We start from the raw sequence: 24,262 nt of genomic DNA, 5'->3' as shown, positions 1-24,262 counted from the left end.
GCCAAAACGCGCTTGGGCCACGATTAACGAATCGTGATCCAAGCGCGTTTTGATTGTGACACCATCATGCGTCAGGGGCTAAAAAGCCATGTTCGAGGATATCGATCGCGTCAAGTACTTGAGCAATCACTGGATCAAAGGCGTCGATCTTGATATTGGGATCTTGACGGATCATCTCTTTGCTTTGTTCAGTGATCAAATCGATCATCGTGAGCAACAGTTTGGCGACAGTTTCAACTGCAATGCCTGGCCGCAGCGGCATGCGCTTGAGCACAGGCGTGACCATATCCGGCACGTTCTCAGTGGTGACAGCGGTCCAGATCGCTTGGATCTTAGGTTGCAAGCGCTTAGGCAGATGACCGACTTCTGCAAAGGCCTGCATACTCAATGCGAACTCATCAGGATATTGCAGTTGCAAGCTGATCTTGTAGCGCAATGCCCGCTGGATCATTTGCTTGAGGTCAGGCGCCTCTTGCCATACCGACAAGTCGGCGACTGCCATGATCTTGGCATAGGTCGTTTGCACCGTTTCTAAATAAAGCTGCTCTTTGGAGCCAAAGTAGTTAAAGATCAATCCCTTAGAAACATTGGCAGCTTGGGCGATCGCGTCAGTCTTGGTGTCGCGGTAGCCGGATTGAGCAAATTGATGCATGGCGCGATCGAGGATCCGCGCTTTTTTTTCTGGGTCGATCGCAGGACGAGATTTTACCATGAGCACTCCATTTCTTGGTCAATTTACCATCAAATCTCTGTTAGCATACGCACACCCGCCACAAAGGATCAAGCCAAGGCCCAATAAGGTCATCCAAGCGGCTGTCGGCCACTGGACCTGCGCTACTGGGACGTTATTGATCCAACCATATGGAGTCAGCCGGGTGGCCCACTGAGGAAGATCAAGCAGACTGCCGAGATATAACGAGAAAAACCCATATGCTGGCCAGATCCAAATGACGCTTTGCCAGCGCGGCAGCAGCCCGACCAAACATGCCCCTAAGCCATAGACCACGATCAGCGCCGGCACATATCCCCAAAAAGCGCGCATCAAGTGGCTGACGGTCGGTGCATGCGGCATGACGGCTTGGCCAGCGGCGATCATCCCGACCATCCCGCAAAAAAAGGCGAGTACCGCAACCAGCAAGCCATATACGGCGATGCTGGCATATAGCCGGGTGCGGCTGACGTTGCGGGCATGTAGGGCTTCAAAGTAGCCTTTGCGTTCATCTGCGTTGATGCGCAAAAGCGTACTTAAGCCTGGCAGCGTCGCGAGGATGACGAAAATCACCGCTAATTTGTTGGTGAAAGCCAAAACAATGGTCCGATTTGCGGCATGCGTGGCGGCAGTACCGATCAATTTGGCCATCGTCGGATTGGAAGTTAACAAATCACCGGCGGTACCAAAAATCGAACCATAAGTGGCCCCTAAAATACCCAGCCCGAAAAGCCAGATCAAGGTACTGGTGCGCTCAAGGCGGGCGATCAGCGCCAATGGGCTGTTCAACCAAACAGAGGCGCCTTGCCGTCCTTTGCGTTGCGGCAAAAGCCCAGCGCCAACATCGCGATTTTGGGTGACGGCAAGCGTCAAAACGCCTAAAACCACAGTTACGGCAAGCATCAAGCCAACCGGCAGCCACTGATCAGTCGCGTAAATATCAAGTTTTTCGATCCAGCCATACACCGTCAGCCAAGTCGCCTCTGGCGCTTGCACATCAGTGGCCATCCGAGCAATGAATAAGCTGCCCAGCCAGACATAACTCATCATGGTGGCATCACGGCTAGTATCTGCCAATTGCGCCCACAGCAAGCTAAAAGCCCCAAACATCAAGCCAAATGCGGCTAACCCGGCGCCAAAAAGCCAATTGCCCACAGTGGTCATGCCGTGCATGCCGGAAACTTGCAGACTCAAGGCTTCCAAGATACCGGCCGTCAAATTCAGTAAAAGCAACTCTAAAATTGCGGCGGTCAGTGGGGCATTGCGCCCGGTAGCATGGGCGCGGACCAATTCGACCAAGCCGGAATCCTCATCTTGGCGAGTCGCATGAATGGCAAAATAGATATTCATCATGGCGACAAATAAGCCCATAAAAACCATCATTTCTGCGGCATAAATCCCGGCGACGGTATATGGCTGAGCAGCCGTAAATGGGCCGAGCAGTGACACCATTGCAGGCGCTTTCAGGGTGGTGATGATCGATCGCATGGCGGTTTGCGTGCCGTATAACCCGTTGAATTTTGCTGCGGCACCGCCCATCAACCCCACCAAGCCGATCAGCCAAAGGGCAAGTTTCAACCAGTCGCGGCGCAGATTTAGGTGTAAGAGCTGGCCGACATTTGCATTGTGGGTCATCATGACTGCGCCTCCTGCTGGTGGTAATACCGCAAAAAGAGGTCTTCTAAAGTCGGCGGGGTGCTTTGTAATTGTTGGATCCCCAATGGCGTCAAGGCCGTTAACACGGTATTGAGCTGTTCAGAATCGACGGCAAAACTGATTTGGCTGCCAGTTTGGGTAAACCCGTGTACGGCAGCCAACTGCTGGATCGCGCTCGGATCTTGGCTGGTCGTGACTTTGATCTGGGTGCGGGAAAGGTGGCGCATATCGGCTAATGAGCCGGTTTCAATGACTTCCCCGGCGCGAATGATCCCGATACGGTCACACATGCGCTCGACTTCACTGAGAATGTGGCTGGAAAGCAGCACAGATTTGCCTGCGGTTTTTAAAGCGCGGACATGTTTTTGGAAGACGGCTTCCATCAGTGGGTCCAAGCCGCTGGTCGGTTCATCAAAGATGTACAAGTCTGCTGCCGTTGAAAAAGCGGCGATCAATGCCACTTTTTGGCGGTTGCCTTTGGAATAGGTGCGGCATTTTTTAGTCACATCCAGTGCAAAATCTTGGATCAAAGCATCAGTGGCCGCACTGTGGCGTTGGCCATTGAGCTTCAATAAGAAATCGATCACTTCACCGCCAGATAAATTGGGCCACAAATAGACGTCGCCAGGGACATAGGCGAGGCGTTTGTGGATCCAAACGGCATCTTGCCAAACGTCTTTGCCGAAAATCGTTGCTTCACCGCCGCTTTTTTTCAAAATTCCTAATAGTGTGCGGATCGTGGTGGACTTGCCGGCCCCATTTGGCCCGATAAAACCAAAAACCTCTCCGGCATTGACGGTTAAGGTGACGTCTTTAAGCGCTTGGAAGTGCCCAAACCGTTTTTGCAGATGTTGGAGCGAAACCACTGGTTGTGCCATGTTGATGGCCTCCTTAAAAGGGTAAACGCGGGTGCATCAAGGTTGCAACTGCAGTTTAGCACCAAAATGACTGGCCGGTCAATGACTAGCCAGTCATTTTTGCAAAAGCACGTCTTGCGTCAACTGGTGCTGTTCTGCTGCCAGTTGCGGATAAGCCAGCCACCACAGCAAGCATAAACTCCCTAAGGCAGTCAGATACCCGGCCAAGACGTCACTAGGGTAATGAACTTGAACGTAGATGCGCGAATAACCGATCAATAAGATCATTAGCCCGGCCAACAGTCGGGTGAGCCAGCGCCGTTTTGGGGGCCATGACCAAAGGGTGGTTAAAAGTATTAAGCTGCCATATAAAAGCATCGCCCCAGAAGCATGACCGCTAGGAAATGAAAACCCACCGGCAGCAGTCAAGGGGGTGATCGTGGGATCGGCGATAAATGGGCGCGGGCGTTGGAGCCATTGTTTGAGTAGATGATTGACCGCACTGAGCCCGGCAACGTTGATGCCAACAAAAGCGGCTTGATGCCTTCGGCGGCTGTAGATCAGCGCAAACGCGAAGACAGCGGCTAAGCCGACGACACTTGCTGGATTGCCGCTGGCGGTGATGACCAGCAAAAAATGCGTCAACTCAGCGGGACGCCAGGCGGTGACCGCATTGATCACGGGCTGGTCGAAGGCATGCACCCAAGGCGCTTTGGTGGCGACGCCAATGATCAAGGGCAAACTGGCAAGCCAAGCACCAACAGCAACGATCAAGGGTAATTTTGGACGTGACATAATGACCTGCTTTCTAGCCTAAAGGCTAAAGATTATGCTTGCATCTTAGCACGTTTTCCGGTGAGAAGGCTTGTTATGTCGCGGAGATTTTGCTATTATTGACCCAATATCAAACGAACAAGGGACTAGTAATTGACCTGCGGGACAGTCAGAAATCAGGCGGGCAATGTGAGCCTGGCATGGCGGTCGATGAACTCACCTTTGCGTTGCGACCGTGAATCCAGTAACGGCTGCCGGCCCTGACCGTTATCCGTTCAAGCGCTGCAATCGCAGAACTTAGGTGGTACCGCGGGAAATCCGTCCTATATGTATAGGGCGGTTTTTTGTTTGTTTGAGCAATCTTAGGAGGCAATATTGATGGCATACGATCACAAGGCGATCGAGAAGAAGTGGCAAAAGTATTGGGCAGAGCACAATGAATTCAATACCACCACAGATCCCAACAAGAAAAACTATTACGCACTCGACATGTTTCCGTACCCGTCTGGTCAAGGCTTGCATGTTGGGCATCCTGAAGGCTACACCGCAACTGATATCACCGCTCGGATGAAGCGGATGCAAGGCTATAATGTCTTGCATCCAATGGGCTGGGATGCGTTTGGTTTGCCAGCTGAGCAATATGCCTTGAACACGGGCCACAACCCCAAAGAATTCACCAAGAAGAATATCGAAAACTTCAAGCGCCAGATCAACAGCCTGGGTTTTTCTTACGATTGGAACCGCGAACTGGCGACGACTGACCCTGGTTATTATAAGTGGACACAGTGGATCTTTGAGCAGTTGTACAAGCGCGGCTTGGCTTATGAAGCAGAGATCCCAGTCAACTGGAGTCCAGATCTAGGTACCGTGGTGGCCAACGAAGAAGTGATCGATGGCAAAACCGAACGCGGGGGCTTCCCAGTCGTGCGCAAGCCAATGCGGCAGTGGATGCTCAAGATCACCGCTTATGCTGACCGGTTGTTAGAAGATCTGGATAACTTGGATTGGCCGGAAAACATCAAGCAGATGCAGCGCAACTGGATCGGGCGGTCTGTCGGGGCCCAAGTGACCTTCCAAGTGGCTGATTCAAACCAGGCGTTTGATATTTTCACTACCCGGCCGGATACGTTGTTTGGGGCCAGCTACATGGTGATGGCGCCGGAACATGAGTTAGTCGATGCAATCACGACCCCAGAACAAAAAGCGGCGGTGGCAGAATATCAAGCCGCGATCGCGCATAAATCAGATTTGGAACGGACGGATCTGAATAAAGATAAGACCGGCGTTTGGACTGGGGCATATGCGCTCAATCCGGTTAATGGCGAAAAGCTGCCGATTTGGATCTCTGATTATGTATTGGCCAGCTATGGGACTGGTGCGATCATGGCGGTGCCAGCACATGATGACCGGGACTGGGCATTTGCTAAGAAATTCGGCTTGAAGATCGTGCCGGTGATCGCCGGCGGGGATGTCGAGGATGCGGCTTATACTGGCGACGGGGTCCACATCAATTCCGGCTTTTTAGACGGTTTGAATAAAGCAGATGCGATCGACAAGGTCGTTGAATGGTTAGCCGATAAAGGCTTTGGTGAAAAGAAGGTCAATTACAAGCTGCGTGATTGGGTCTTTTCTCGGCAACGCTATTGGGGCGAGCCGATCCCTGTGATCCATTGGGAAGATGGCGAAACCACTTTGGTTCCAGAAGACGAATTGCCATTAATGCTGCCTGAAGAAGCTGATATCAAGCCTTCTGGTACGGGCGAATCACCACTAGCCAATCTTGAAGATTGGGTCAATGTGGTGGATAAAAATGGGCGCAAAGGCAAACGCGAAACTAACACGATGCCACAATGGGCAGGGAGCTCTTGGTATTTCTTACGCTTCGTTGATCCGCATAACAAAGAAGCCTTAGCGGATTATGACAAGCTCAAAGAATGGCTGCCGGTCGATTTGTATATTGGTGGTGCCGAACACGCGGTTTTACATTTGCTGTATGCGCGTTTTTGGAACTTGTTCTTGTATGACATTGGCGCGATTCCAAATAAGGAACCATTCCAGCGCTTGTACAACCAAGGGATGATCTTAGGGGACAACCACGAAAAGATGTCCAAATCCAAAGGCAACGTCGTCAACCCAGATGATGTCGTTGAACAGTACGGGGCAGATACATTGCGCTTGTATGAGATGTTCATGGGCCCATTGGATGCTGGGATCGCCTGGAGCACGACTGGTTTAGCCGGGGCTCGCAAGTTCTTGGATCGGGTCTATCGCACCTTCATTGATGATGAAGGCAAGATGCGTGATCATATCACGACCTTCAATGATGGCAAGCTGGACAAGGTATACAACGAAACGGTGAAGAAAGTCACCACCGACTTTGAAGATCTGCATTTCAATACCGCGATCTCGCAAATGATGGTCTTCATCAATGAAGCACAAAAAGTTGACGTGCTGCCTTATGAGTATGTTGAAGGCTTCGTGAAGATGTTGGCACCGATCGCACCGCATTTGATGGAAGAGATCTGGAGCAAGTTGGATCACGACCACAGCTTGACTTATGAACCTTGGCCAACGTTTGACCCGCAAGCATTAGTCACTGATTCTTATCAAATGATGGTACAAGTCAATGGTAAGCTGCGCGGCCATATCCAAGTCGATGCCGGTACTGACGATGACACGATCAAAGCGGCGGCTAAAACAGTCGAAAACGTCAAGAAGTTCATCGCCAACAAGACGGTCGTTAAAGAAATCGTGGTACCAAAGAAAATCGTCAATATTGTGGTGCGGTAAGTTTTAATTGCCTTAATAAAAGCGTCACTAATCCAAAGTTTAGCCTCAAAACGCCGATGACTCGCGCCGTAAGCACGCTGGTCATCGGCGTTTGCGTTGCCGTTAAGCGCTGTTTTTGGCATGGAAGTTTTATAGGTGCAGCGTGACACAAGGCGGGTTGGCGTTGAAAGGGGGCGGGCTTTCAATTAAAATATAAAGTATCTGGCATTGTGAGGAGCGTCCTTTTTAAATGGATAAACATACACCTGCAGCCCACGTTGAACGGTCTGCAAAGGAACAGATGCTGCGGGGATCGGCGTGGATGACTGCCGGCAGCATTCTTTCCCGGATCCTAGGGGCGATCTATATCGTCCCGTGGCGGATCTGGATGGGCGCGGCTTTTTTGACCGCCAACGCTTTATTTACCAAGGGTTATCAGATCTACAGCGTTTTTTTGATCATCAGCACTGCGGGGATCCCGAGTGCGATCTCCAAGCAAGTTGCCCATTATAATGCACTCAATGAATATAAAACTGGATTTAAACTATTTTGGAACGGGGCCTTATTGATGTCGGCAATGGGCCTCATTTCTTGTGGGGCCTTATGGGCGTTGGCGCCATGGTTGGCGGTCCATGATCCGGCGCTGACGCAGGTGTTTAGGTCGTTGGCTTGGCCGTTGTTGATCATTCCGCTGATGAGTTTGTTGCGCGGCTTTTTCCAAGGCTATAACGAAATGGCGCCTAGTGCGATCAGTCAGTTCATCGAGCAAGTTGCGCGGATCATTTATATGTTGCTGATGACGTATGTGATCATGCGCTTAGGCAATCATAATTACGTCGATGCAGTGTCACAATCAACTTTCGCAGCGTTTGTGGGGGCAGTTTTTGGGCTCAGCCTCTTAGTGATCTACTTATTCCGGCAAAAGGAACGGTTTGCTGGGCTGGCGGCGCAAAGTGCCGACCAGATCCAAATTTCCGTCGGTCAGATTTTGATCGATATCTTCAAGCAAGCCATTCCGTTCATCGTGTTGGATTCGGCAATCAATTTGTATTACATTGTCGATCAATATACGTTCAATCCCTTGATGCAGCAACGGTATTTAGTTGGGAAGCCGCGCCTCGACGAGATCTATGCCTTGTTTGCCGGCAATGCCAATAAATTGATCATGATCGTCGTCAGTTTGGCGGTGGCCATGGCCGTCACGGCGTTGCCGTTGCTGGCGGCTGCCGCCACGCGCGGCGATCGGCGTGAGGTCGCCACCCAAATCACCAATACCTTGCAGTTGTTTTATATTGTGATGGTACCGGCCGCCATTGGCATGGCCGGGATCGCGACGCCGTTATACGTCTTGTTTTATGGCTATGATGCCTTGGGTATCCATATGTTAGAGCTATCGAGTCTGTTGGCGATCTTACTAGGCTTATTCACGGTATTGGCGACGTTATTGCAAGGGTTGTTTCATAATAAATTGGCAATCGGTGAAATGCTGATCGGCTTTGGCGTCAAGTTTGCCTTGCAGTGGCCATTGATCTTCTTTTTCAACGTTTATGGCCCGACGTTAGCCTCCATGGCTGGGATGCTGGTAACCAGCGGCTTGATGCTGCATTCGCTGCGGGTCCGCTATCACTACAAGGACAAGCAGACATGGCGGCGTTTGATCGGGATCACTGCGTTTTCATTGGTGATGTTTGCCGTGGTGCGCATCATCGTGCAAACGCTGAGTTTGATCATGAACCCCGCTTCTGCCATTACGGCGATCGTCATGATCGTGATCGCCTTGCCATTAGGAGTCGGCGTTTATGCCTATGCAGTGTTGAAAACGCGACTGGCCGATTTGATCATTGGTCAGCGGATTGCTGGGTTACGGCGGCGGCTACACATCAGGTGAAAAAATGCGATTAGATAAATATTTGAGTCACATGCAACTGGGGTCGCGCAGCGTCGTGCGGGCATTGATCGCCAAGCGGCAAGTCTTGGTGGATGGCCAAGTCGTGCGCGATGCCGGCTTGGCAGTCGATGCCACCAACCAGATCAGCGTCAATGGCCAAGTGATTAGCGGTCAGCTGGCGGTAACTTATTTGCTGAACAAACCGGCGGGGGTGATCACCGCCACTAACGATGCGCATGCAAAAACGGTGTTAGACTTGATCGCACCAGCTGATCGCCGCCCAGGGTTGTTTCCTGTCGGCCGGCTGGATAAAGACACCACAGGCTTGTTGCTGTTGACTACAGATGGCGCATTAGGACATCAGCTGTTAGCGCCCAAGCGGCATGTCCCTAAGACTTATGTGGCCACGCTGCAAGCGCCGGTGACTCCGGCGATGGTGGCTGAGTTGGAAGCGGGGATCGCGTTTAAAGATTTTGTGAGCGCACCGGCGTCGGTGCGGGTGCTCGCCGCGCAAAAAGCTGAGATCACGATTCACGAAGGCAAATTTCATCAAGTCAAGCGCATGTTTCATGCGGTCGGGACTGAGGTGGTCACGCTGCAGCGGATCCAAATGGGGGCATTGCGCCTGCCAGCTGATCTGCCATTAGGCGCCTATCGACCATTGGCGCCTACTGAAGCGGCAGCGTTGGCGGAATAAAAAAGGAGGGTGACAACCGTCACCCTCCTTTTTTGTCCGCAGTGCAGGTTGACTGCCATTAGTCGTTTGCTGAAGCGGCGGCCATTTTGGCCATGTAACCAGGCAGTGCTTGGATCACCATGCTGGGTAACGCGACGTAATGATCGCTGGCGATTAGATCAGCCACCGCGCTGTGGGTGTAAACCGCCGCCAAAATACTGGCGTCGCGATGCCCAAATTGCCCGACAAAAGCGGCAATGATCCCGGTCAAGGTATCTCCAGACCCGCCGGTTGCCATCGCTGGGCTGCCGACTGGATTTTGATAGCTTCGTGTTGGCGTGAAGATCTCGCTGCGATGGGATTTGACGATCACGGTACCCGGCAATTTTGCCGCAGCGGCTTGATTGGCTGCTGGCGTTTGCGCCGCAATGGCGATACCGCTGAGCCGCTGCCATTCCATTTGGTGCGGGGTCCAGATGAAGCGCGCTTTTGGCAGGCGCATGTGATGAGTTGCCACCAAGGTGATCGCCGAACCATCAATGATCAAGGTTTGCTCAGGGGCAACGGCTTCAAAGACGGTATTTAAAACCTTTAAGGCCGTTTCGTCGGTTCCCAGGCCAGGGCCGATAACGATGACGGTCATAGACTGGAGCAAGTCAGCAAGATTAGCATCATCATAAGGGATGATCATGGCTTCTGGCAGGCGCGCGTGTAACGCATCGCGGTTGACCGCGTCAGTGGCGACGCTGACCAAGCCCCCGCCGGCATAGACCGCGGCACTGGCTGAAAGGATCGCAGCCCCGCCAAAGCGGGCATTCCCGCCGACGATCAAAATGCGGCCGTAGTTGCCTTTATAACTAGCGGTCGGCCGCGGCTGGATCACTTGTTGAACGAGTGTTGCTGAAATTAACTGCATGTGATCACCTCAAGGTTTATTTTACCGCAGATGATAGGCGGGTGTCGCAATCAGTCAGGCAAAAGGATTTTTTTGCCCATGCCGTTGCTTTTTACGTGGGCGCTTGCTATAATATTTTATGTTGTTGCCGCAATGGCGGAATTGGCAGACGCGCAGTGTTCAGGTCGCTGTATGGTTATCCATGTGCAGGTTCGACTCCTGTTTGCGGCATCAGGTAATAACGGATCTCTTGGCTGTTTAGCTAAGGGATATTTTTTTGTCCCCATCGTGGCGCTGAAAAGGCCAGCGGTTTGATTTTCAACGTGACGGCGACTGGGGGAACTTGGTACAATGAACCAAAGGAGGGGATCATGATGAAACCGGGGATGATAATTTTACTTGGCGTGGCGGTGCTGAGCTTCGCCGGCTGTCGCCAAGCGCAGCCAGCCCAGCCTGCTTCAAGCAGCCAATCAGCAAGCAGCCAATCAGCAACCAGCAGTCAAGCCAAGCCGCAAGCACCAACGGCAACGATCAAGGTCTCACTAGATCAAGCCTGGCAGCATTTTCTGCAACAATTTCCGCAAGCGCATGTGACCAGTGTGGAATTGGAACCAGCACAAGGGCGTTATCATTACACGCTTGAAGGCCAAGATCCACAAAATGAAGTGAAGTTGACGCTGGATGCTGAAAACGGCAAAGTGTTGCAACATAGTCAAGAAAGCTTAGAAGCTGATGATCAAGAAGCGGCGTTGAGTCGCTCGGGATTGGTCACGCGCCAACGCGCCAGCAAGATCGCTATCACGCAAGCTGGCGGCGGCAGCGCCGTTGCTTGGCAATTGGATCGTGATGACGGGCAAGTCGTGTGGGAAGTCACGGTGCAGACGACGCAAGGCAATCATGAGGTGACCCTGGATGCGTATTCAGCCGAAATTTTAAGTGCTGAAAATGACGATTGAGTGATCAAAGCCACAAGATGTTGTGGCTTTTTTTGATGGCGATCTACAGATTGTGCTTGAACCTCAGCGACAAGTCTGGGTATAATCGTTCTTGCAGTTATTTTTCAGAAAAGGACGTGGCATTTTGAATTCAGCTTTAGATAATGAAAAAGCGATCACGAGTATCTTCGATCCGCGGTGGTATGTGAGCCAAATGCGAGGCTGGACGTTTTCCAGCTACATGTTATTGATGTTTGGAATCGGGGTGATCATTGGTACGACGATCGTCGATAAGCTGACCTTATGGACAGTATTGGCGATGGTTGCTGGGGTGTTAGGATTTACCTGCACGATTTCCATTACCAATGTGCGTCCATTGAATGGCGTGTTTGGTTTGGTCAGTGCGGTGATCTATATCATTGTTGCCGCACGCTCACGCAACTTTGCTGATGTGGTCTTGCAATTCAGCTATATCATCTTGTTAGATATCCCTGTGTTGGTGATGCCAAGTTGGGCCAAAAATGTCGGCAAGCGGGTGCGCAAGCTAAGCGAAGTCGGCGCTAAGGGGTATCTTGGGACAGCGGTATTTTTCGTGTTGGTCTTTGCGCTGCTTTACTTGATGGACACGCATTTATTCATTTCACCACGGCCGATCGTTGATGCCTTGGCTGGGACTATTGGGATCACCGGGTCACTGCTGGCGACGCTGCGTTTTTCTGATCAATACTATTTCTGGATCGTTCAAAGTGTGGTGTCGATCACGTTATGGGGGATCACAGCAATGCAAGGGGACGCGAATTTGACGCTGTTCTTCACGTACATGCTCTATTTTGCTAATGATATGGTGTCGTTATTTGATAAAGGTGTCGCTTGGTTCCATAAAGCCAACTACCTCGCCAATCAACATTAATCCTGGCTAAGCGGTCGCAATGGCGGCCTGAGATCAGTTAGCCCGGTATTGACCGCAGGATTTTGGCGGGAGATAGCGGGCTATTTTTTTGCGCTAAAACCGAACAATAATAGAATGATGAGAGCTAATGGCGGTGGTTATGGTAGAATGTAACCATCATTAGAAAAGGCAGGATAAACTGATGCAAGTAATCGTGACGGTTATCGGAACAGATAAAGTTGGGATCATTGCCCAAGTGACTACAAAGCTCGCAGAATTAAACGTGAATATCCTCGATGTGTCGCAAACGATCATGCAAGGGGCATTCACGATGATGTTATTGGCTAAATTGCCTGAAGGCGCAGAGTTTGGTGCGGTCAAGCACGATCTGCAAACTCTTGGCCAAGAGATCGGCGTTGATATCAAGATCGCCCGCCAAGAGATCTTCGACGCAATGCACAAATTATAATGGCGTAGGGGGACAGTATGGAAACCAACCAAATCAAAGAAACGATCCAGATGATCGCCGAAGAGAATCTGGATATTCGGACAGTTACGATGGGCATCTCGCTGCTTGATTGCATTACCGATGACACTCAAAAAACCGCTGCAAAAGTCTATGACAAGATCACGACCAAAGCCAAGCAATTGGTGCCGGTGGCGAATGCGATCTCTAGTGAATATGGGATCCCCATTGTCAATAAACGCATCAGTGTGACGCCAATTGCCATGTTAGCCGGTGCAGATCCGCACCCGGATTTTTTGCCCCTTGCTAAAGCCATGGATGACGCTGCTAAAGCAGTTGCTGTCGATTTGATCGGCGGTTTTTCAGCAACTGTGCAAAATGGATGTACACCAGCCGATCTGGCGTTGATGGCGCAGATCCCAGCCGCACTTGCCGCTACCGATCGGGTGTGTGCGTCTGTGAATATCGGTTCCACGCGCAGCGGGTTGAACATGGATGCCGTCAAACGTATGGGTGCAGTCGTCAAAGACATCGCGGCCATTGATCCCAAACTCGCCATGAAGCTGGTCGTTTTTTGTAACGCTGTTGAGGATAATCCGTTCATGGCCGGCGCTTTTTGGGGTGTCTCTGAAGGTGACGTCGCAATTAACACTGGCGTTTCTGGTCCTGGCGTGGTGCAGCGGGCGATCGCCAATCAGCCTGATGCCAGCTTTGCTGTTATTTGTGAAACGATCAAACAAACTGCATTTAAGGTCTCGCGCATGGGCCAATTCGTCGGCGAAGTCGCCGCTGAACGCCTCAATGTGCCATTTAACATCGTGGATCTGTCTTTGGCACCGACCCCAGCCAAAGGGGATTCTGTGGCAGAAATCTTGGAGACGTTAGGCTTAAGCCATGTGGGCACACCAGGAACGACTGCCGCATTGGCCTTGTTGAATGACGCCGTCAAAAAAGGCGGGATCATGGCCGCTGAGCGAGTGGGCGGATTATCTGGGGCGTTTATTCCGGTTTCAGAAGATGCGAACATGATCAAGGCTGCAGCTGCCGGACACATCACCTTAGAAAAACTGGAAGCCATGACAGCCGTGTGCTCTGTTGGGTTAGACATGATCGCCGTGCCTGGCGATACGCCGGCCACCACGATCTCTGGCATGATCGCTGATGAAGCGGCGATCGGTATGATCAATAACAAGACCACGGCTGTACGAGTCATTCCGGTTCCCGGTAAAGGCGTTGGCGAGACGATCGAGTTTGGCGGCTTGTTTGGCTCCGCGCCGATCATGGCAGTCAATACCGGGGATGCGTCTGTGTTTGTCAATCGCGGGGGCCATATTCCAGCCCCGATCCACAGTTTTAAGAATTAGCCACAGGCTTTGGTCGATCATCAAACGGTTCTGCCATCTAACTGGACGAGTTAGATGGCAGAACCGTTTTTTTTGTGGGGAGCGATTCTTCAAATGCGCATCATCGCAACAGAGGTGCGGGGTAGTTTACGCTCTAAACGCGTTCAACAAGGAAATGGGGGTGCAGGTAAGTCATCCCGGTCACGCCGCGTGCCGCGACGCACCCAGGCTGCCTTACCTACACCCCTAAAAGCGCGATTAGTCACGCTCTCACGACAAAGACACGTCCAGTGGTGTGCTGACGTGTCTCGGGCGATTCCTTGCAGGGCAAGGCGCGGTTGCCGGACCGCGGTTTGTTGGGATACGATGCCTAAGTTTGCGCTCAGGGCTTGGCCGTTTTTGCCTCTTGGCAGGTCTGAGCCTGCTTTGAGGGTGGTACGCCAGTGTCTCGCCCGTGCCCGAGTCTTTCCAGGCCATCTTCGGGATTTATCTCTTAGCGTGTGTGAGGCCCAGGTTGCCCCGGCTGGCTGCCCCACTGTTGATGTCTGGGAAAACTTATGGAGTGCGCACCACCATACCCAGCCACATGATCGTTTGATCAAGATACCATGTTTTACCGAATTTGTAAATAGAAAAAGTAAGCCTTTACAAAACTTTTACACAGTGAATTTGGTCAATGCGCTCAACTCTTGATTTCCGAGATTAGAGATAAGCAGCACTTGTTTGCGAAATTGCTTGGTAGGAGGTGAGCCTATGTTTGTTGCGATGGATGAACGTGCGCAATTGGTCACTTTAGTTACGCATGAACAGGCGGCCAAATTGCGCCAGCATCAGTTTGTTTGCCCCGCATGTCGGCGCCTTGTGCGGATCAAAAATGGTGCCGTCCTGCCAGCCCATTTTGCCCATGTTGGGCCAGCATGCCAGGCTGCCAGCGAAGGCGAAAGTGATGATCACTTACGAGGTAAACGCTGGCTGGCAGAGCTTGGCATGAAGCTTGGGTATCAGGTGGCTTTGGAGACGTATTATCCGCAGATCAAACAACGCGCGGATGTCGTTTGGCAACGCTTGGAGACAACTATGGTGATTGAGTTTCAGTGCAGCCCGTTGAGTCCTCAACGACTAGCAGCGCGTACCCGCGGGTATCACAAGCTGGGGTTAACGGTGGTATGGGTGTTAGGGCCAAGATATTACTCCAAGCGACCAGGAATGATGCAAGCGCGCTTCTTGCAATATTCGCCTCGCTACGGTTATCATCTTTGGTTTAGCGATGGCAGACGGTTCTTAGAGGTGTGGCAATTAGTGGAACAAGGCTATTTGGTCCGTCGTTTCGGCGCCGATCCACTGCGTACAAAACGGATCGGGGTGGGCCGCTCGAAGTATAGTGCCGCGCGGATGATCCAAAACCAGCTGCATTATCGAGAGCCTAAAGCGTTGGCACTGCAAGCGCTGGCCTATCAACAAGGCCATCACCTTGCCGGTTTGCCATGGATCGTTCATGAGCGTCCGCTGGCGCTGCTAGGGCTGAAAGTGCCAGAATGGCAGGTACGCACCAAGTTTTTATTGACGTTTGGCGATCGCGATATTTCCCGGGAAATGTTTGTTGAATTTTGGCAGGCACAAGCGGCGCCGGAATTGACCCCGTTGATCGACCAAGGGATCTTGATCGATCTGGCAGCCAGACGATGGCTTTCGGTGTTGCAAGACGCACATTTGCTGATTGCGATCGCAGATGGCTGGCGTTGGTGTGCAATGCCAGTTTGGTATCCTGACTTGACTCGAAAGCTGCAAGCATTGCAGTGACAGACAAATTCCGTGGATAAAAACGGCGCATTCGCGACCCATGTGTCATGGGAGCGGATGCGCCGTATTATGTGCTTGGTCGATTAATACCGCCAAATCATTATAAAACATGTAACGAGGCTTTTTTGGGCTGTGGGGTATGGGCGATATTTTCGCACACGCTCTTGAAGCGTTCATAATTACCGAGGTTGCCTAAGCGCACCCCAGGAGCTTGTGGCTGGGTGGTATCAAACAAAACGGCACAAGGCGTTTGTTCGACGCCCATCTCTTGGGCGATGTTTTGGTCGGCGATAAAGCCGTTGGCAGCTTCGCGACGGTCGGCTTGGAAGGTCTCCCAATTGAGCCCGTAGCCTTTAACGCACGCTTGAGCGAATGCGAGGTCGTAGTCATAACAGCCATCCGTAAACATCTCTTGTTCTGCCATTAGCAAGGTGCGGGCTTTTAAATTTCCTTGATACTGGGCCGCTTGATAATCAAGCGCGACTTGATAGGCGGCGTCAAAAAGGCGATTGCGCAGTGCCAAATCAAGGGGGTCAAACCCCAACCGCTGCATATATTGGTCAATGACTTGGAAATTCAACAGTAAGACGAAGTGTAAGTCGATTTGGATATCGGTTTCTTCAGACAGCCGGGTCACCGCGGTTTCAGCTTCGCGACACCGCATCCCGACGGGGTTGACAAAAAGGAAAACTTCTAGCACGGCTTAGCCTCCATTAGTTGGGTTATCTTAACTTTACCAGAATCTGCAGATAAGACAATTATTTAGCTTGTGATTAATTCACATTTTCGCTGGCGCGTTGTATTTTATTTTTCGGCTTGGCATTCCGCCAGCCGAACTGGCGTTGCAAGGTTTGCCAAAAAGGCAATGCCAGCGCGTAATCGGAATATTCTAACTCAACTTCCCAATCTTGATTGCCGTTAGGATAGGCCGTTTGATCCAAGGTCAACAAACCTGCTGGCAAATTGGCTAAGCGCCGGGTGGTGGTGGCTTCAGCAAAGCAAAAAAGGCTGCTCAAGGTAATGTTGACTGTCGCCAGTTGGGCAGCGACGGTACCGCCGGCGGCCAATTCCCCGTTAGCGATTGGATCGGTATATTCTAACAACTGGCGATGGGGGCCAGCTGGGATTTTCAAAGTTTGTTCGCTATGATCGGTAAATTGGCGGATCCGCAGTCCCCAACCTAGTTGCCGGAGGCTTTGATCCTGCGTGTCATAATAGCGATTGGTTTGGGTAAAAGGTGCTGCGAAGGGATAATGTGCTTGCAGTTGCGTAGCTTGGGTGGCGGTGATCATTGCTTTAAATTCTTGTTCGCGAGCGATCGACATAGCGGTTCCTTTCTGGTCATGGGGTAACGGCGTATGTTTCTATTGTATGGTAAAATGATTAGAGGTTAAATCACAAATATGGAGGTATGGCGATGCAACGCGACTGGGATAGCTTTTTAATGCCGTATCAGCAGGCAGTCAGTGAGTTAAAAATCAAATTCCGGGGCATGCGCAAGCAATTCCAGCAAGCTAATGAGCATACGCCGATCGAGTTCGTGACCGGGCGCGTGAAGCCGATCGATTCGATCATCGAAAAACAAGCGCGTCGCTACATCCCTGATGACTTGTTGGAACAGGACATGCAAGATATCGCTGGGTTGCGGATCATGTGCCAGTTTGTGGAAGATATCTACCAAGTGGTCGATTTGCTACATAAGCGCACAGATATGAAAGTCGTTGAGGAACGCGATTATGTTACCAATAATAAGCCATCGGGTTATCGTTCCTATCATGTGGTGATCGAATATCCAGTCCAGTTGGTCCACGGGGAAAAGAAGTTATTGGCAGAAGTCCAGATCCGGACCATGTCGATGAACTTCTGGGCGACGATCGAGCATTCTTTGAATTACAAGTATCAAGGTGAGTTTCCAGATGAATTGAAGGCCAGGCTAAAGCGGGCTGCTGAAGCCAGCTTTATGCTGGACAAGGAAATGTCGGAGATCCGTGAAGAAATTCAAGAAGCACAACAATTGTTCTCCTATGGCAAGGGCCAAAACGTGCCCATGCCTAAGGACACGGAGAAGAAGAGGGACTAGCGATGCGCATTGCCATCATTAAGAATTCGAATGCTCAATCTAAGCTGGCGGCCGGGTTGTTGACCCAAAAGCTGACTAAAAATGGCTTTACGCTGGATACACACAATCCTGATGTCGTGATCACTATCGGTGGTGATGGCACCCTTTTAGGCGCTTTTCACCGCTATGCGCAGCAGTTGGATCGCGTGCGCTTTATTGGAGTGCATACTGGGCATCTGGGTTTTTATACGGATTGGCGAGATTATGAAATCGATGATCTGGTCCAAGCCCTATTGAAAGATTCCGGGCAAAGTGTGAGCTACCCGCTGCTGGATATTTTAGCGGATTATGAAGACGGCACCAGTTCACATTATTTGGCGTTGAATGAAGCAACGCTAAAGCGATTGTCTGGCACGATGCGCACGGATGTGTATATTCGAGATAACTTTTTTGAAAGTTTTCGTGGTGATGGGTTGTGTGTCTCAACGCCCACCGGATCGACGGCTTATAGCAAGTCAAATGGCGGCGCGGTGATCCATCCGCGATTAGATGCCATGCAAGTGACCGAGATCGCATCTATCAATAACCGGGTCTTTCGGACGTTAGCAGCTCCTTTGATCTTGGCGCCGGATGAATGGGTCGTGTTGCGCCCGGAACCGTTTCAAGATTATTTGATGAGTATCGATCAATTCAGTATCACCCCGCAATTGGTCACCGCGATCCGTTTTCGCATCGCTGATGAGCGCATTCATTTTGCCCGTTATCGCCATATGCATTTTTGGGATCGCGTTGAAGACGCGTTTATCGGCGCTAAGCAATGAGGCTGCAGTGGACGTATCAAGCGGCCCCAGCCAAAGTCGGCACATTTTTGCGCCAAATGGGGCTTTCGCGGGCCCAGATCAAGCGGATGAAGTTTCATGGGGGCCAATTGCTGGTCAATCAGCGTGAACGGCACACCAATTATCTCTTGCATCCTGGGGATCAAGTCATCATGGTCTTAGCACCCGATACCGTATCCGATCAAGTGTTGCCATATTCGGCACCATTGGATATCGTTTACGAAGATGAGTGGTATTTAGTGGTCAATAAACCGGCGGGCAGTGCATCGATCCCAGATGTTGCCAAAAGTCCAGATACGATGGCTAATCGCGTGAAGGCATATTTGATCGCGCAAAACGCTGAAAGTACAGCGATTCATGTGGTGACCCGCCTGGATCGTGACACCAGCGGATTAATCTTATTTGCTAAACACAGCGTGGCTCACAGCTTGATCGATGCGCAATTGCATACCGAACGCTTTGTCAAACACTATGTGGCGTTGGTTTCTGGCACCCAACCGCTGCCAGCGCATGGCTGGATCATTCTCAAATTAGGCCGTACGACTGATTTTTATATGCATCGCGGGGTCACGGCAAACGGGAAGCCTTCAGTGACAGAATATCAAGTCCAAGCGCAAACGCCACAAGCCGCGCGGGTATGGGTGACGCTGCATACCGGGCGGACCCACCAGATCCGGGCCCATTTTGCTGCTTTAGCGCATCCTTTATACGGGGATGATCTGTATGGCGGCCCGCTGGTAGGTATCCAGCGCCAAGCCTTGCATTGTGCTGCATTGGATTTTTGGCATCCGCTGCGCCAGGAGATGATCCATTTAACCGCGCCGTTGCCGGTTGATATGCAAACTTTAGCAACGACCTTAGGTTTAGCTTTCCAGAATTGACCGCTGCGGCGGTTTTTCTTTTTTCTTAATCCGGCCATCGAATGATGGTAATCTTGGCGAGTATCGGTATACTGAAAATGCTGGGATTTTCAGACTCGGGGGATCAGCCCCGTGACACTAGGAGGAAGTTATGTTAGACATTTTCAAGGCCGTGATCATTGGGATCGTAGAAGGGCTGACGGAGTTTTTGCCGATCAGCTCAACTGGACATATCGATCTCGTCAGCCAAGTCGTTAAGATCAACCAAAACGCTGATTTCATGGCGATGTTCGAATATGTGATCCAATTCGGGGCAATTTTAGCGGTGATCTTGCTTTATTTCAACAAGCTCAACCCCTTCAATTTTAAGCAGACGAAACAAGCCCGGCAATCGATTTGGGTATTGTGGTTCAAGGTGATCGTTGCGGTTTTACCGTCAGTGGTGATCGGGTTGCCATTGAATGATTGGATGGATGCCCATTTACATACCCCTCAAGTCGTGGCGACTACTTTGATCATCTATGGGATCTTATTCATCGTGATCGAAAATGCTTTCCGCGACAAAGCGCCTAAGATCACTAAATTAGCAGATCTAAGTTTTCAAACGGCATTATTTATCGGCCTGTTTCAGGCGTTGTCCATCATTCCTGGGACCAGCCGCAGCGGGGCGACGATCTTAGGGGCCATCTTGTTAGGCACCAGCCGCTATGTGGCCACTGAGTTCTCGTTTTTCTTAGCGATCCCAACGATGATCGGGGTTTCGATCCTCAAAATCGGCAAGTACATGCTCAATGGCAACAGCTTCAGTGGCGAACAGTGGGCGATTTTGGCCACCGGGATGATCGTTTCTTTCATCGTTGCGGTGATTTCGATCAAGTGGCTGCTGAAATTTGTGCAAACGCACGATTTCAAGCCATTCGGGTGGTATCGGATCGCTTTGGGGATCGTGGTATTATTAGTCTTGTTCCTATAACTCGCGTTGTCGATGGAGGTCAATATGCTAAAAGAAGTCTGCATTGAAAATTTTACGGCATTGCCAAAAGTGCTTGCAGCAGGTGCACGGCGCATCGAACTCAATGATAATCTCGCAGTTGGCGGGACCACAGTTTCCAAAGGGGTGTTGGCAGAAGCTACGCGCTATATTCATGAACATGATGCCAGTGTGGTGGCCATGATCCGGCCGCGCGGCGGCAACTTCGTCTATAATGATTTGGAATTGAAGATCATGGAAGCAGATCTGTTTGAAGCCCAAGCGCAAGGTGTCGATGCGGTGACATTTGGGGCGTTGACGGCTGATGGCTGGCTGGATGAAGAAGCCATGGAAAATTTGCTTGCGGCTTCTGCAGGCATGACGGTGGTGATGCATATGGCATTTGATGCGATTCCAGAAAATCGGCAAGCAGAGGCAATCGACTGGCTGGCTGAACATGACGTCAGCCGGATCTTAACGCATGGCGGTCCCTTGAGTCAGCCGATTCAAGCTACCTTGCCGCACTTGCAAAAACTCGTGGCTGATGCCGGCGATAAATTGACGATCTTGCCTGGCGGTGGGATCACCGCCGATAACGTGGCGCAGATCACGGCTCAATTAGGGGTCCAAGAAGCGCATGGGACCAAGATCTTGGCATATTGAGCCAATGAACAAAACAGTCTCGCTTAATGACCCTTGAAGGCCAAAAAGCGGGGCTGTTTTTGCGTCCAGACCCAAGCTAGTCGCTAAGGAAAGTGACATTAACGGCTTCTGGAGCAGGAATGTCAGCCACCAAGGTCGTCAACTTGCCAGAATCTGCATCACGTCGGTATAGCGTGGCGTTATCGGTATTTTGATTCACTGCCAGCAGATACTTTTGACTGAGATCGAGGTTAAAGTCGCGCGGGAACTCGCCATGAGTCGTGATCTGCTGGACCAGCTCTAAGTGCTGGCCGTTGGCGGTGACGGCAAAGACCGCAATGCCGTTGTAGCCGCGATTGGATACGTACACAAACCGGCCATCAGCGCTGATACGAATTGCAGCTGCGCCATTATGTGCGGTCCAATCCGCCGGAATGGTCCGCCGGGTTTCCCCTAAAGTAAACTGCCCAGCATGGTACTCAAGGACGCTGATTTGGCTCGAAAGCTCACCAACCAGATAAGCGATGTCGTCATGACCGGGTAAAAAGGCCAAATGCCGTGGTCCATACCCGGCAGGCAGATGCAAGGTGGCGGGTTTGCCGAGTTTGCCATCTGCCGCAACGGGATAGCTGGCGACGGTATCATTACCTAGATCCACAACGGCTAAGCGGCCATCTGGGGATAAGGCCGCATAATGCACATGACTGGCCGTTTGTTCTGGGCGGGGGCCATGGCCGCTATGCACGGCAACGGCGACAGGCTTAAGCGTATGGTCGGCTTGGATCTGGTACACATTGACGCGGCCGTCATGATAGAAGCTGGCAAAAACCAGTTGACGGTTTTCATCGATACTAATGTGGGCAGGCGAGCCGCCAGGGGCTAAGCTGCGATCCAATACCACGCCAGGGGTGTGGTGCAAATCGATGGTCGCCACACCGCCTTTGCCATCGTCTGCAGCCACCGCATAAGCGAACCCGGCTTTAGATACAGCTAAATAGGTCGGGGACTTAAGGGTGGTGACATAAGGGGTCGGAGTCGTTAAGGTCCCGGAATCGGAATCAAAGGTCGCTTTGTAGATCCCTTGACCGGTCTTGCGCGTATAGCCGCCAAGTAATACGATTTCTTTCATGCGTTGCCTCCTTGAATGTTGGCTCTAGTATACCACGGTTGTAACCGGATACGCTGAGGCGAAAACATGTTAGAATAGAAGTAATATTGCTCGTGGGGTGAGTCAGCTTGAACCAGGCGCACGTCATGAAACTTTGTGGTGAAAAGGAGTCTCTAATGAAAACGACAGCAGTTGTGACCGCGATCGGCGCCCACGCTTTAGATCCGGCAGATCCCCTAGTGATTTTGTTTGATGAAGACGCAACAGCGGCATTGCGGGATGTGACGGTGATCCAGCGGTTCAATGATCCGCAGCAACAAGCCAGTTTGACCGTCAAACCCGGGGATCATTTGGCACTTGCAGGGCACACTTATGAGATCATGCGCGTGGGGCAGTTGGCCAATACGAATCTCAGGACGATCGGCCACGTCTCATTGATTTTCCAAGCGATCCCTGCACAACCGATGGAAAATGCACTGTATTTGGAACCATTGCAAAAACCAACCTTGGCAGTCGGCGACGAGTTGACGTATATCACAGAATAAATTTAGTAAGGCGTGCAAAAAGCGCGGGTGTCATCCGATCCATTGATCAAGATCGGTGACAGCCGCGCTTTTTGTATTGGGCTAAGGATCAAGCCTCACCAAGATGCTTTGCGCACCCCAGGGATCTGGCCGGCATGTGCCAGCTTGCGAAAATTGAGTCGAGAAAGCTGAAACTTGCGCATATACGCATGTGGTCGGCCGTCTAAAGCATCGCGGTGATGCATCCGCACTGGACTAGCATTGCGCGGAAGTTGTTGCAATGCCGCATAATTGCCTGCTGCTTTATATTGGGCCCGCAAGTCAGCGTATTTGGCGACTGTTGCCGCGATTTTGTTAGCTTTTGCGATCTTTGATTTTTTTGCCATGAAATACCTCCAGGTGATTTACTTACTTTTCACCAGTAACAACTTATCTAGGATAGCATGGACCCAGTCAAAAGGCTAGTACTGATCGCCATTAAAAATCGAATTCTTAACGATGACGTAATCAACTTTGCGTAAGGCGCTCAGGTTGCGGCCGCCGGCATAAGACACGGCGGATTGGAGATCTTCTTGCATTTCGATCAAGGTGTCTTTGATACTGCCTTTGATCGGTAACAAGATTTTTTTACCTTCGACATTGTGATGAGCTCCTTTTTGATACTCGGAAGCGGACCCGTAGTACTCTTGGAACATTTTGCCATCGACTTCAACATGTTTGCCAGGGGTTTCTTCATGCCCGGCAAACAAGCTCCCGATCATGCAAAAAGTGGCCCCGAAGCGCAGCGACTTGGCGATATCGCCATTATTGCGGATCCCGCCATCGGTAATGATCGGCTTAGAAGCCGCTTTAGCACACCACCGTAAGGCTGCCAGCTGCCAACCGCCAGTCCCAAAGCCGGTTTTTAATTTAGTGATGCAAACTTTACCAGGACCGATCCCAACTTTAGTCGCATCGGCACCGGCATTTTCAAGTTCCCGTACCCCTTCAGGCGTCCCGACGTTACCGGCGATCACGAAAGCATCAGGCAAGTATTTCTTGATGTGTTGGATCATGTCGATCACCACTTGAGAGTGGCCATGGGCGATGTCGATCGTGATGTATTCCGGGGTCAGCTGCGCGCCAGCGAGTTCTTTGATAAACGCAAATTCTTCCGGCTTGACGCCGACAGAGATCGAGGCAAACAAGCCTTTTTGATGCATGGCGGTGACGAAATCACGCCGCCGTTCGGGATTGAAGCGATGCATCACATAAAAATAATCATTTTCAGCGAGCCATTGGGCGAGCGGTTCATCAATGATCGTTTGCATATTAGCGGGAACGACAGGCAGTCTGAAGGTGCGCCCACCGAATTCGACAGTTGTGTCGACCTCCTTGCGAGAGCGCACGATACATTTGTTAGGAATCAGTTGGATATCTTCGTAATCAAAAATTTGCATACCTATCGTCCTTTCGTAAAAGCCGAACATTATCACGGCGGAACGTAAGATCATTACGCCATCAGCTAATATAGAGGATGTTCGGGTAAATGTCAAATTTTGGTTGTTAATGAGTTAAAATGTTCGTCTATTGTGCCATCCTATTTGGTGTCAATCAAAAATGC

Annotated in this window: 24 protein-coding genes and 1 tRNA gene; 15 read left to right on the top strand and 10 right to left on the bottom strand. The window is 51.1% G+C overall.

Translation table 11 applies throughout. The features are described from left to right. Positions 1-64: 64 nt before the first annotated feature. The 4 genes from EKM91_RS03260 to EKM91_RS03245 all read right to left on the bottom strand — a co-directional run bounded on the left by EKM91_RS03260 (position 65) and on the right by EKM91_RS03245 (position 4,017). Positions 65-712: a TetR/AcrR family transcriptional regulator gene (locus tag EKM91_RS03260; RefSeq protein WP_125749722.1), complete on the bottom strand. Its 648-nt coding sequence runs from the start codon at positions 710-712 to the stop codon at positions 65-67. Between the two features lie 18 nt (positions 713-730). Next, positions 731-2,347, bottom strand: a complete 1,617-nt coding sequence (locus EKM91_RS03255) for an ABC transporter permease (protein WP_125749719.1) — start codon at positions 2,345-2,347, stop codon at positions 731-733. Beyond that, on the bottom strand, positions 2,344-3,243 hold the full coding sequence (locus EKM91_RS03250) for an ABC transporter ATP-binding protein (RefSeq protein ID WP_125749716.1): 900 nt from the start codon (positions 3,241-3,243) through the stop codon (positions 2,344-2,346). The genes EKM91_RS03255 and EKM91_RS03250 overlap by 4 nt, the downstream gene beginning before the upstream one ends. A 93-nt stretch (positions 3,244-3,336) precedes the next feature. Continuing rightward, positions 3,337-4,017: a phosphatase PAP2 family protein gene (locus EKM91_RS03245; protein WP_125749713.1), complete on the bottom strand. Its 681-nt coding sequence runs from the start codon at positions 4,015-4,017 to the stop codon at positions 3,337-3,339. Between the two features lie 357 nt (positions 4,018-4,374). On the opposite strand from EKM91_RS03245, the gene leuS reads away from it, so the two are divergent. The 3 genes from leuS to EKM91_RS03230 all read left to right on the top strand — a co-directional run bounded on the left by leuS (position 4,375) and on the right by EKM91_RS03230 (position 9,350). After that, positions 4,375-6,786 (top strand): leucine--tRNA ligase, encoded by a 2,412-nt coding sequence (leuS, locus tag EKM91_RS03240; RefSeq protein ID WP_125749710.1) that lies wholly within the window; start codon positions 4,375-4,377, stop codon positions 6,784-6,786. A gap of 229 nt (positions 6,787-7,015) precedes the next feature. After that, entirely contained in the window at positions 7,016-8,653 is a 1,638-nt protein-coding gene (locus EKM91_RS03235; RefSeq protein ID WP_125749707.1) for a putative polysaccharide biosynthesis protein, read from the top strand. 4 nt (positions 8,654-8,657) lie between these two features. Beyond that, on the top strand, positions 8,658-9,350 hold the full coding sequence (locus EKM91_RS03230) for a pseudouridine synthase (protein ID WP_125749704.1): 693 nt from the start codon (positions 8,658-8,660) through the stop codon (positions 9,348-9,350). A gap of 58 nt (positions 9,351-9,408) precedes the next feature. On the opposite strand, the gene EKM91_RS03225 is transcribed toward EKM91_RS03230, so the two are convergent. Then, positions 9,409-10,245, bottom strand: a complete 837-nt coding sequence (locus EKM91_RS03225) for an NAD(P)H-hydrate dehydratase (protein ID WP_125749701.1) — start codon at positions 10,243-10,245, stop codon at positions 9,409-9,411. 126 nt (positions 10,246-10,371) lie between these two features. Here EKM91_RS03225 and EKM91_RS03220 point away from each other — a divergent pair. The 6 genes from EKM91_RS03220 to EKM91_RS03195 all read left to right on the top strand — a co-directional run bounded on the left by EKM91_RS03220 (position 10,372) and on the right by EKM91_RS03195 (position 15,657). After that, positions 10,372-10,455 (top strand) — tRNA-Leu (locus EKM91_RS03220). A gap of 140 nt (positions 10,456-10,595) precedes the next feature. Next, a complete protein-coding gene (locus EKM91_RS03215) occupies positions 10,596-11,180 on the top strand; it encodes a PepSY domain-containing protein (RefSeq protein ID WP_125749698.1) in 585 nt (194 codons plus the stop codon). Positions 11,181-11,373: 193 nt separating this feature from the next. Beyond that, on the top strand, positions 11,374-12,069 hold the full coding sequence (gene pnuC / locus EKM91_RS03210) for a nicotinamide riboside transporter PnuC (protein ID WP_125749771.1): 696 nt from the start codon (positions 11,374-11,376) through the stop codon (positions 12,067-12,069). A gap of 181 nt (positions 12,070-12,250) precedes the next feature. After that, positions 12,251-12,517: an ACT domain-containing protein gene (locus EKM91_RS03205; protein ID WP_125749696.1), complete on the top strand. Its 267-nt coding sequence runs from the start codon at positions 12,251-12,253 to the stop codon at positions 12,515-12,517. A gap of 17 nt (positions 12,518-12,534) precedes the next feature. Then, positions 12,535-13,878 (top strand): PFL family protein, encoded by a 1,344-nt coding sequence (locus EKM91_RS03200; RefSeq protein ID WP_125749693.1) that lies wholly within the window; start codon positions 12,535-12,537, stop codon positions 13,876-13,878. 732 nt (positions 13,879-14,610) lie between these two features. Further along, positions 14,611-15,657 (top strand): competence protein CoiA, encoded by a 1,047-nt coding sequence (locus tag EKM91_RS03195; RefSeq protein WP_125749690.1) that lies wholly within the window; start codon positions 14,611-14,613, stop codon positions 15,655-15,657. 100 nt (positions 15,658-15,757) lie between these two features. On the opposite strand, the gene EKM91_RS03190 is transcribed toward EKM91_RS03195, so the two are convergent. Together EKM91_RS03190 and EKM91_RS03185 are read right to left on the bottom strand one after the other, a co-directional pair. Beyond that, on the bottom strand, positions 15,758-16,357 hold the full coding sequence (locus tag EKM91_RS03190; RefSeq protein ID WP_125749687.1) for a DsbA family protein: 600 nt from the start codon (positions 16,355-16,357) through the stop codon (positions 15,758-15,760). 73 nt (positions 16,358-16,430) lie between these two features. Beyond that, positions 16,431-16,982, bottom strand: a complete 552-nt coding sequence (locus EKM91_RS03185) for a CYTH domain-containing protein (protein WP_125749684.1) — start codon at positions 16,980-16,982, stop codon at positions 16,431-16,433. 92 nt (positions 16,983-17,074) lie between these two features. Between EKM91_RS03185 and yjbM the strand changes: the two genes are divergently transcribed. From yjbM to EKM91_RS03160, 5 genes are all read left to right on the top strand, one after another. Then, positions 17,075-17,737 carry a GTP diphosphokinase gene (gene yjbM, locus EKM91_RS03180; protein WP_125749681.1) on the top strand — a complete coding sequence of 221 codons (663 nt, stop codon included), beginning with the start codon at positions 17,075-17,077 and terminating at the stop codon, positions 17,735-17,737. A gap of 2 nt (positions 17,738-17,739) precedes the next feature. Next, positions 17,740-18,537: an NAD kinase gene (locus EKM91_RS03175; RefSeq protein ID WP_125749678.1), complete on the top strand. Its 798-nt coding sequence runs from the start codon at positions 17,740-17,742 to the stop codon at positions 18,535-18,537. Further along, positions 18,534-19,436, top strand: a complete 903-nt coding sequence (locus EKM91_RS03170) for an RluA family pseudouridine synthase (RefSeq protein ID WP_125749675.1) — start codon at positions 18,534-18,536, stop codon at positions 19,434-19,436. The genes EKM91_RS03175 and EKM91_RS03170 overlap by 4 nt, the downstream gene beginning before the upstream one ends. A 130-nt stretch (positions 19,437-19,566) precedes the next feature. Next, on the top strand, positions 19,567-20,388 hold the full coding sequence (locus EKM91_RS03165) for an undecaprenyl-diphosphate phosphatase (RefSeq protein WP_125749672.1): 822 nt from the start codon (positions 19,567-19,569) through the stop codon (positions 20,386-20,388). Positions 20,389-20,412: 24 nt separating this feature from the next. Further along, positions 20,413-21,048, top strand: a complete 636-nt coding sequence (locus EKM91_RS03160) for a copper homeostasis protein CutC (RefSeq protein ID WP_125749669.1) — start codon at positions 20,413-20,415, stop codon at positions 21,046-21,048. 76 nt (positions 21,049-21,124) lie between these two features. On the opposite strand, the gene EKM91_RS03155 is transcribed toward EKM91_RS03160, so the two are convergent. Next, positions 21,125-22,156: a lactonase family protein gene (locus tag EKM91_RS03155; protein ID WP_125749666.1), complete on the bottom strand. Its 1,032-nt coding sequence runs from the start codon at positions 22,154-22,156 to the stop codon at positions 21,125-21,127. A 155-nt stretch (positions 22,157-22,311) separates the two neighbouring features. On the opposite strand from EKM91_RS03155, the gene EKM91_RS03150 reads away from it, so the two are divergent. After that, positions 22,312-22,680, top strand: a complete 369-nt coding sequence (locus tag EKM91_RS03150) for a PTS glucitol/sorbitol transporter subunit IIA (protein WP_125749663.1) — start codon at positions 22,312-22,314, stop codon at positions 22,678-22,680. A gap of 95 nt (positions 22,681-22,775) precedes the next feature. On the opposite strand, the gene rpsN is transcribed toward EKM91_RS03150, so the two are convergent. Both rpsN and EKM91_RS03140 read right to left on the bottom strand, forming a co-directional pair. Further along, the gene (rpsN, locus tag EKM91_RS03145) at positions 22,776-23,045 is read right to left on the bottom strand and encodes a 30S ribosomal protein S14 (protein ID WP_125749660.1); all 270 of its coding nucleotides are present in this window, start codon (positions 23,043-23,045) and stop codon (positions 22,776-22,778) included. 75 nt (positions 23,046-23,120) lie between these two features. Further along, complete coding sequence (locus tag EKM91_RS03140; protein ID WP_125749657.1) at positions 23,121-24,098, bottom strand: GMP reductase; 978 nt, start codon at positions 24,096-24,098, stop codon at positions 23,121-23,123. Between the last annotated feature and the right edge of the window lie 164 nt (positions 24,099-24,262).

It is taken from the genome of Lacticaseibacillus baoqingensis (assembly GCF_003946165.1).
Classification (GTDB): Bacteria; Bacillota; Bacilli; order Lactobacillales; family Lactobacillaceae; genus Lacticaseibacillus; species Lacticaseibacillus baoqingensis.
Note: the sequence above shows the minus strand (reverse complement) of the source record. Positions and strands in the feature narration are given on the sequence as shown.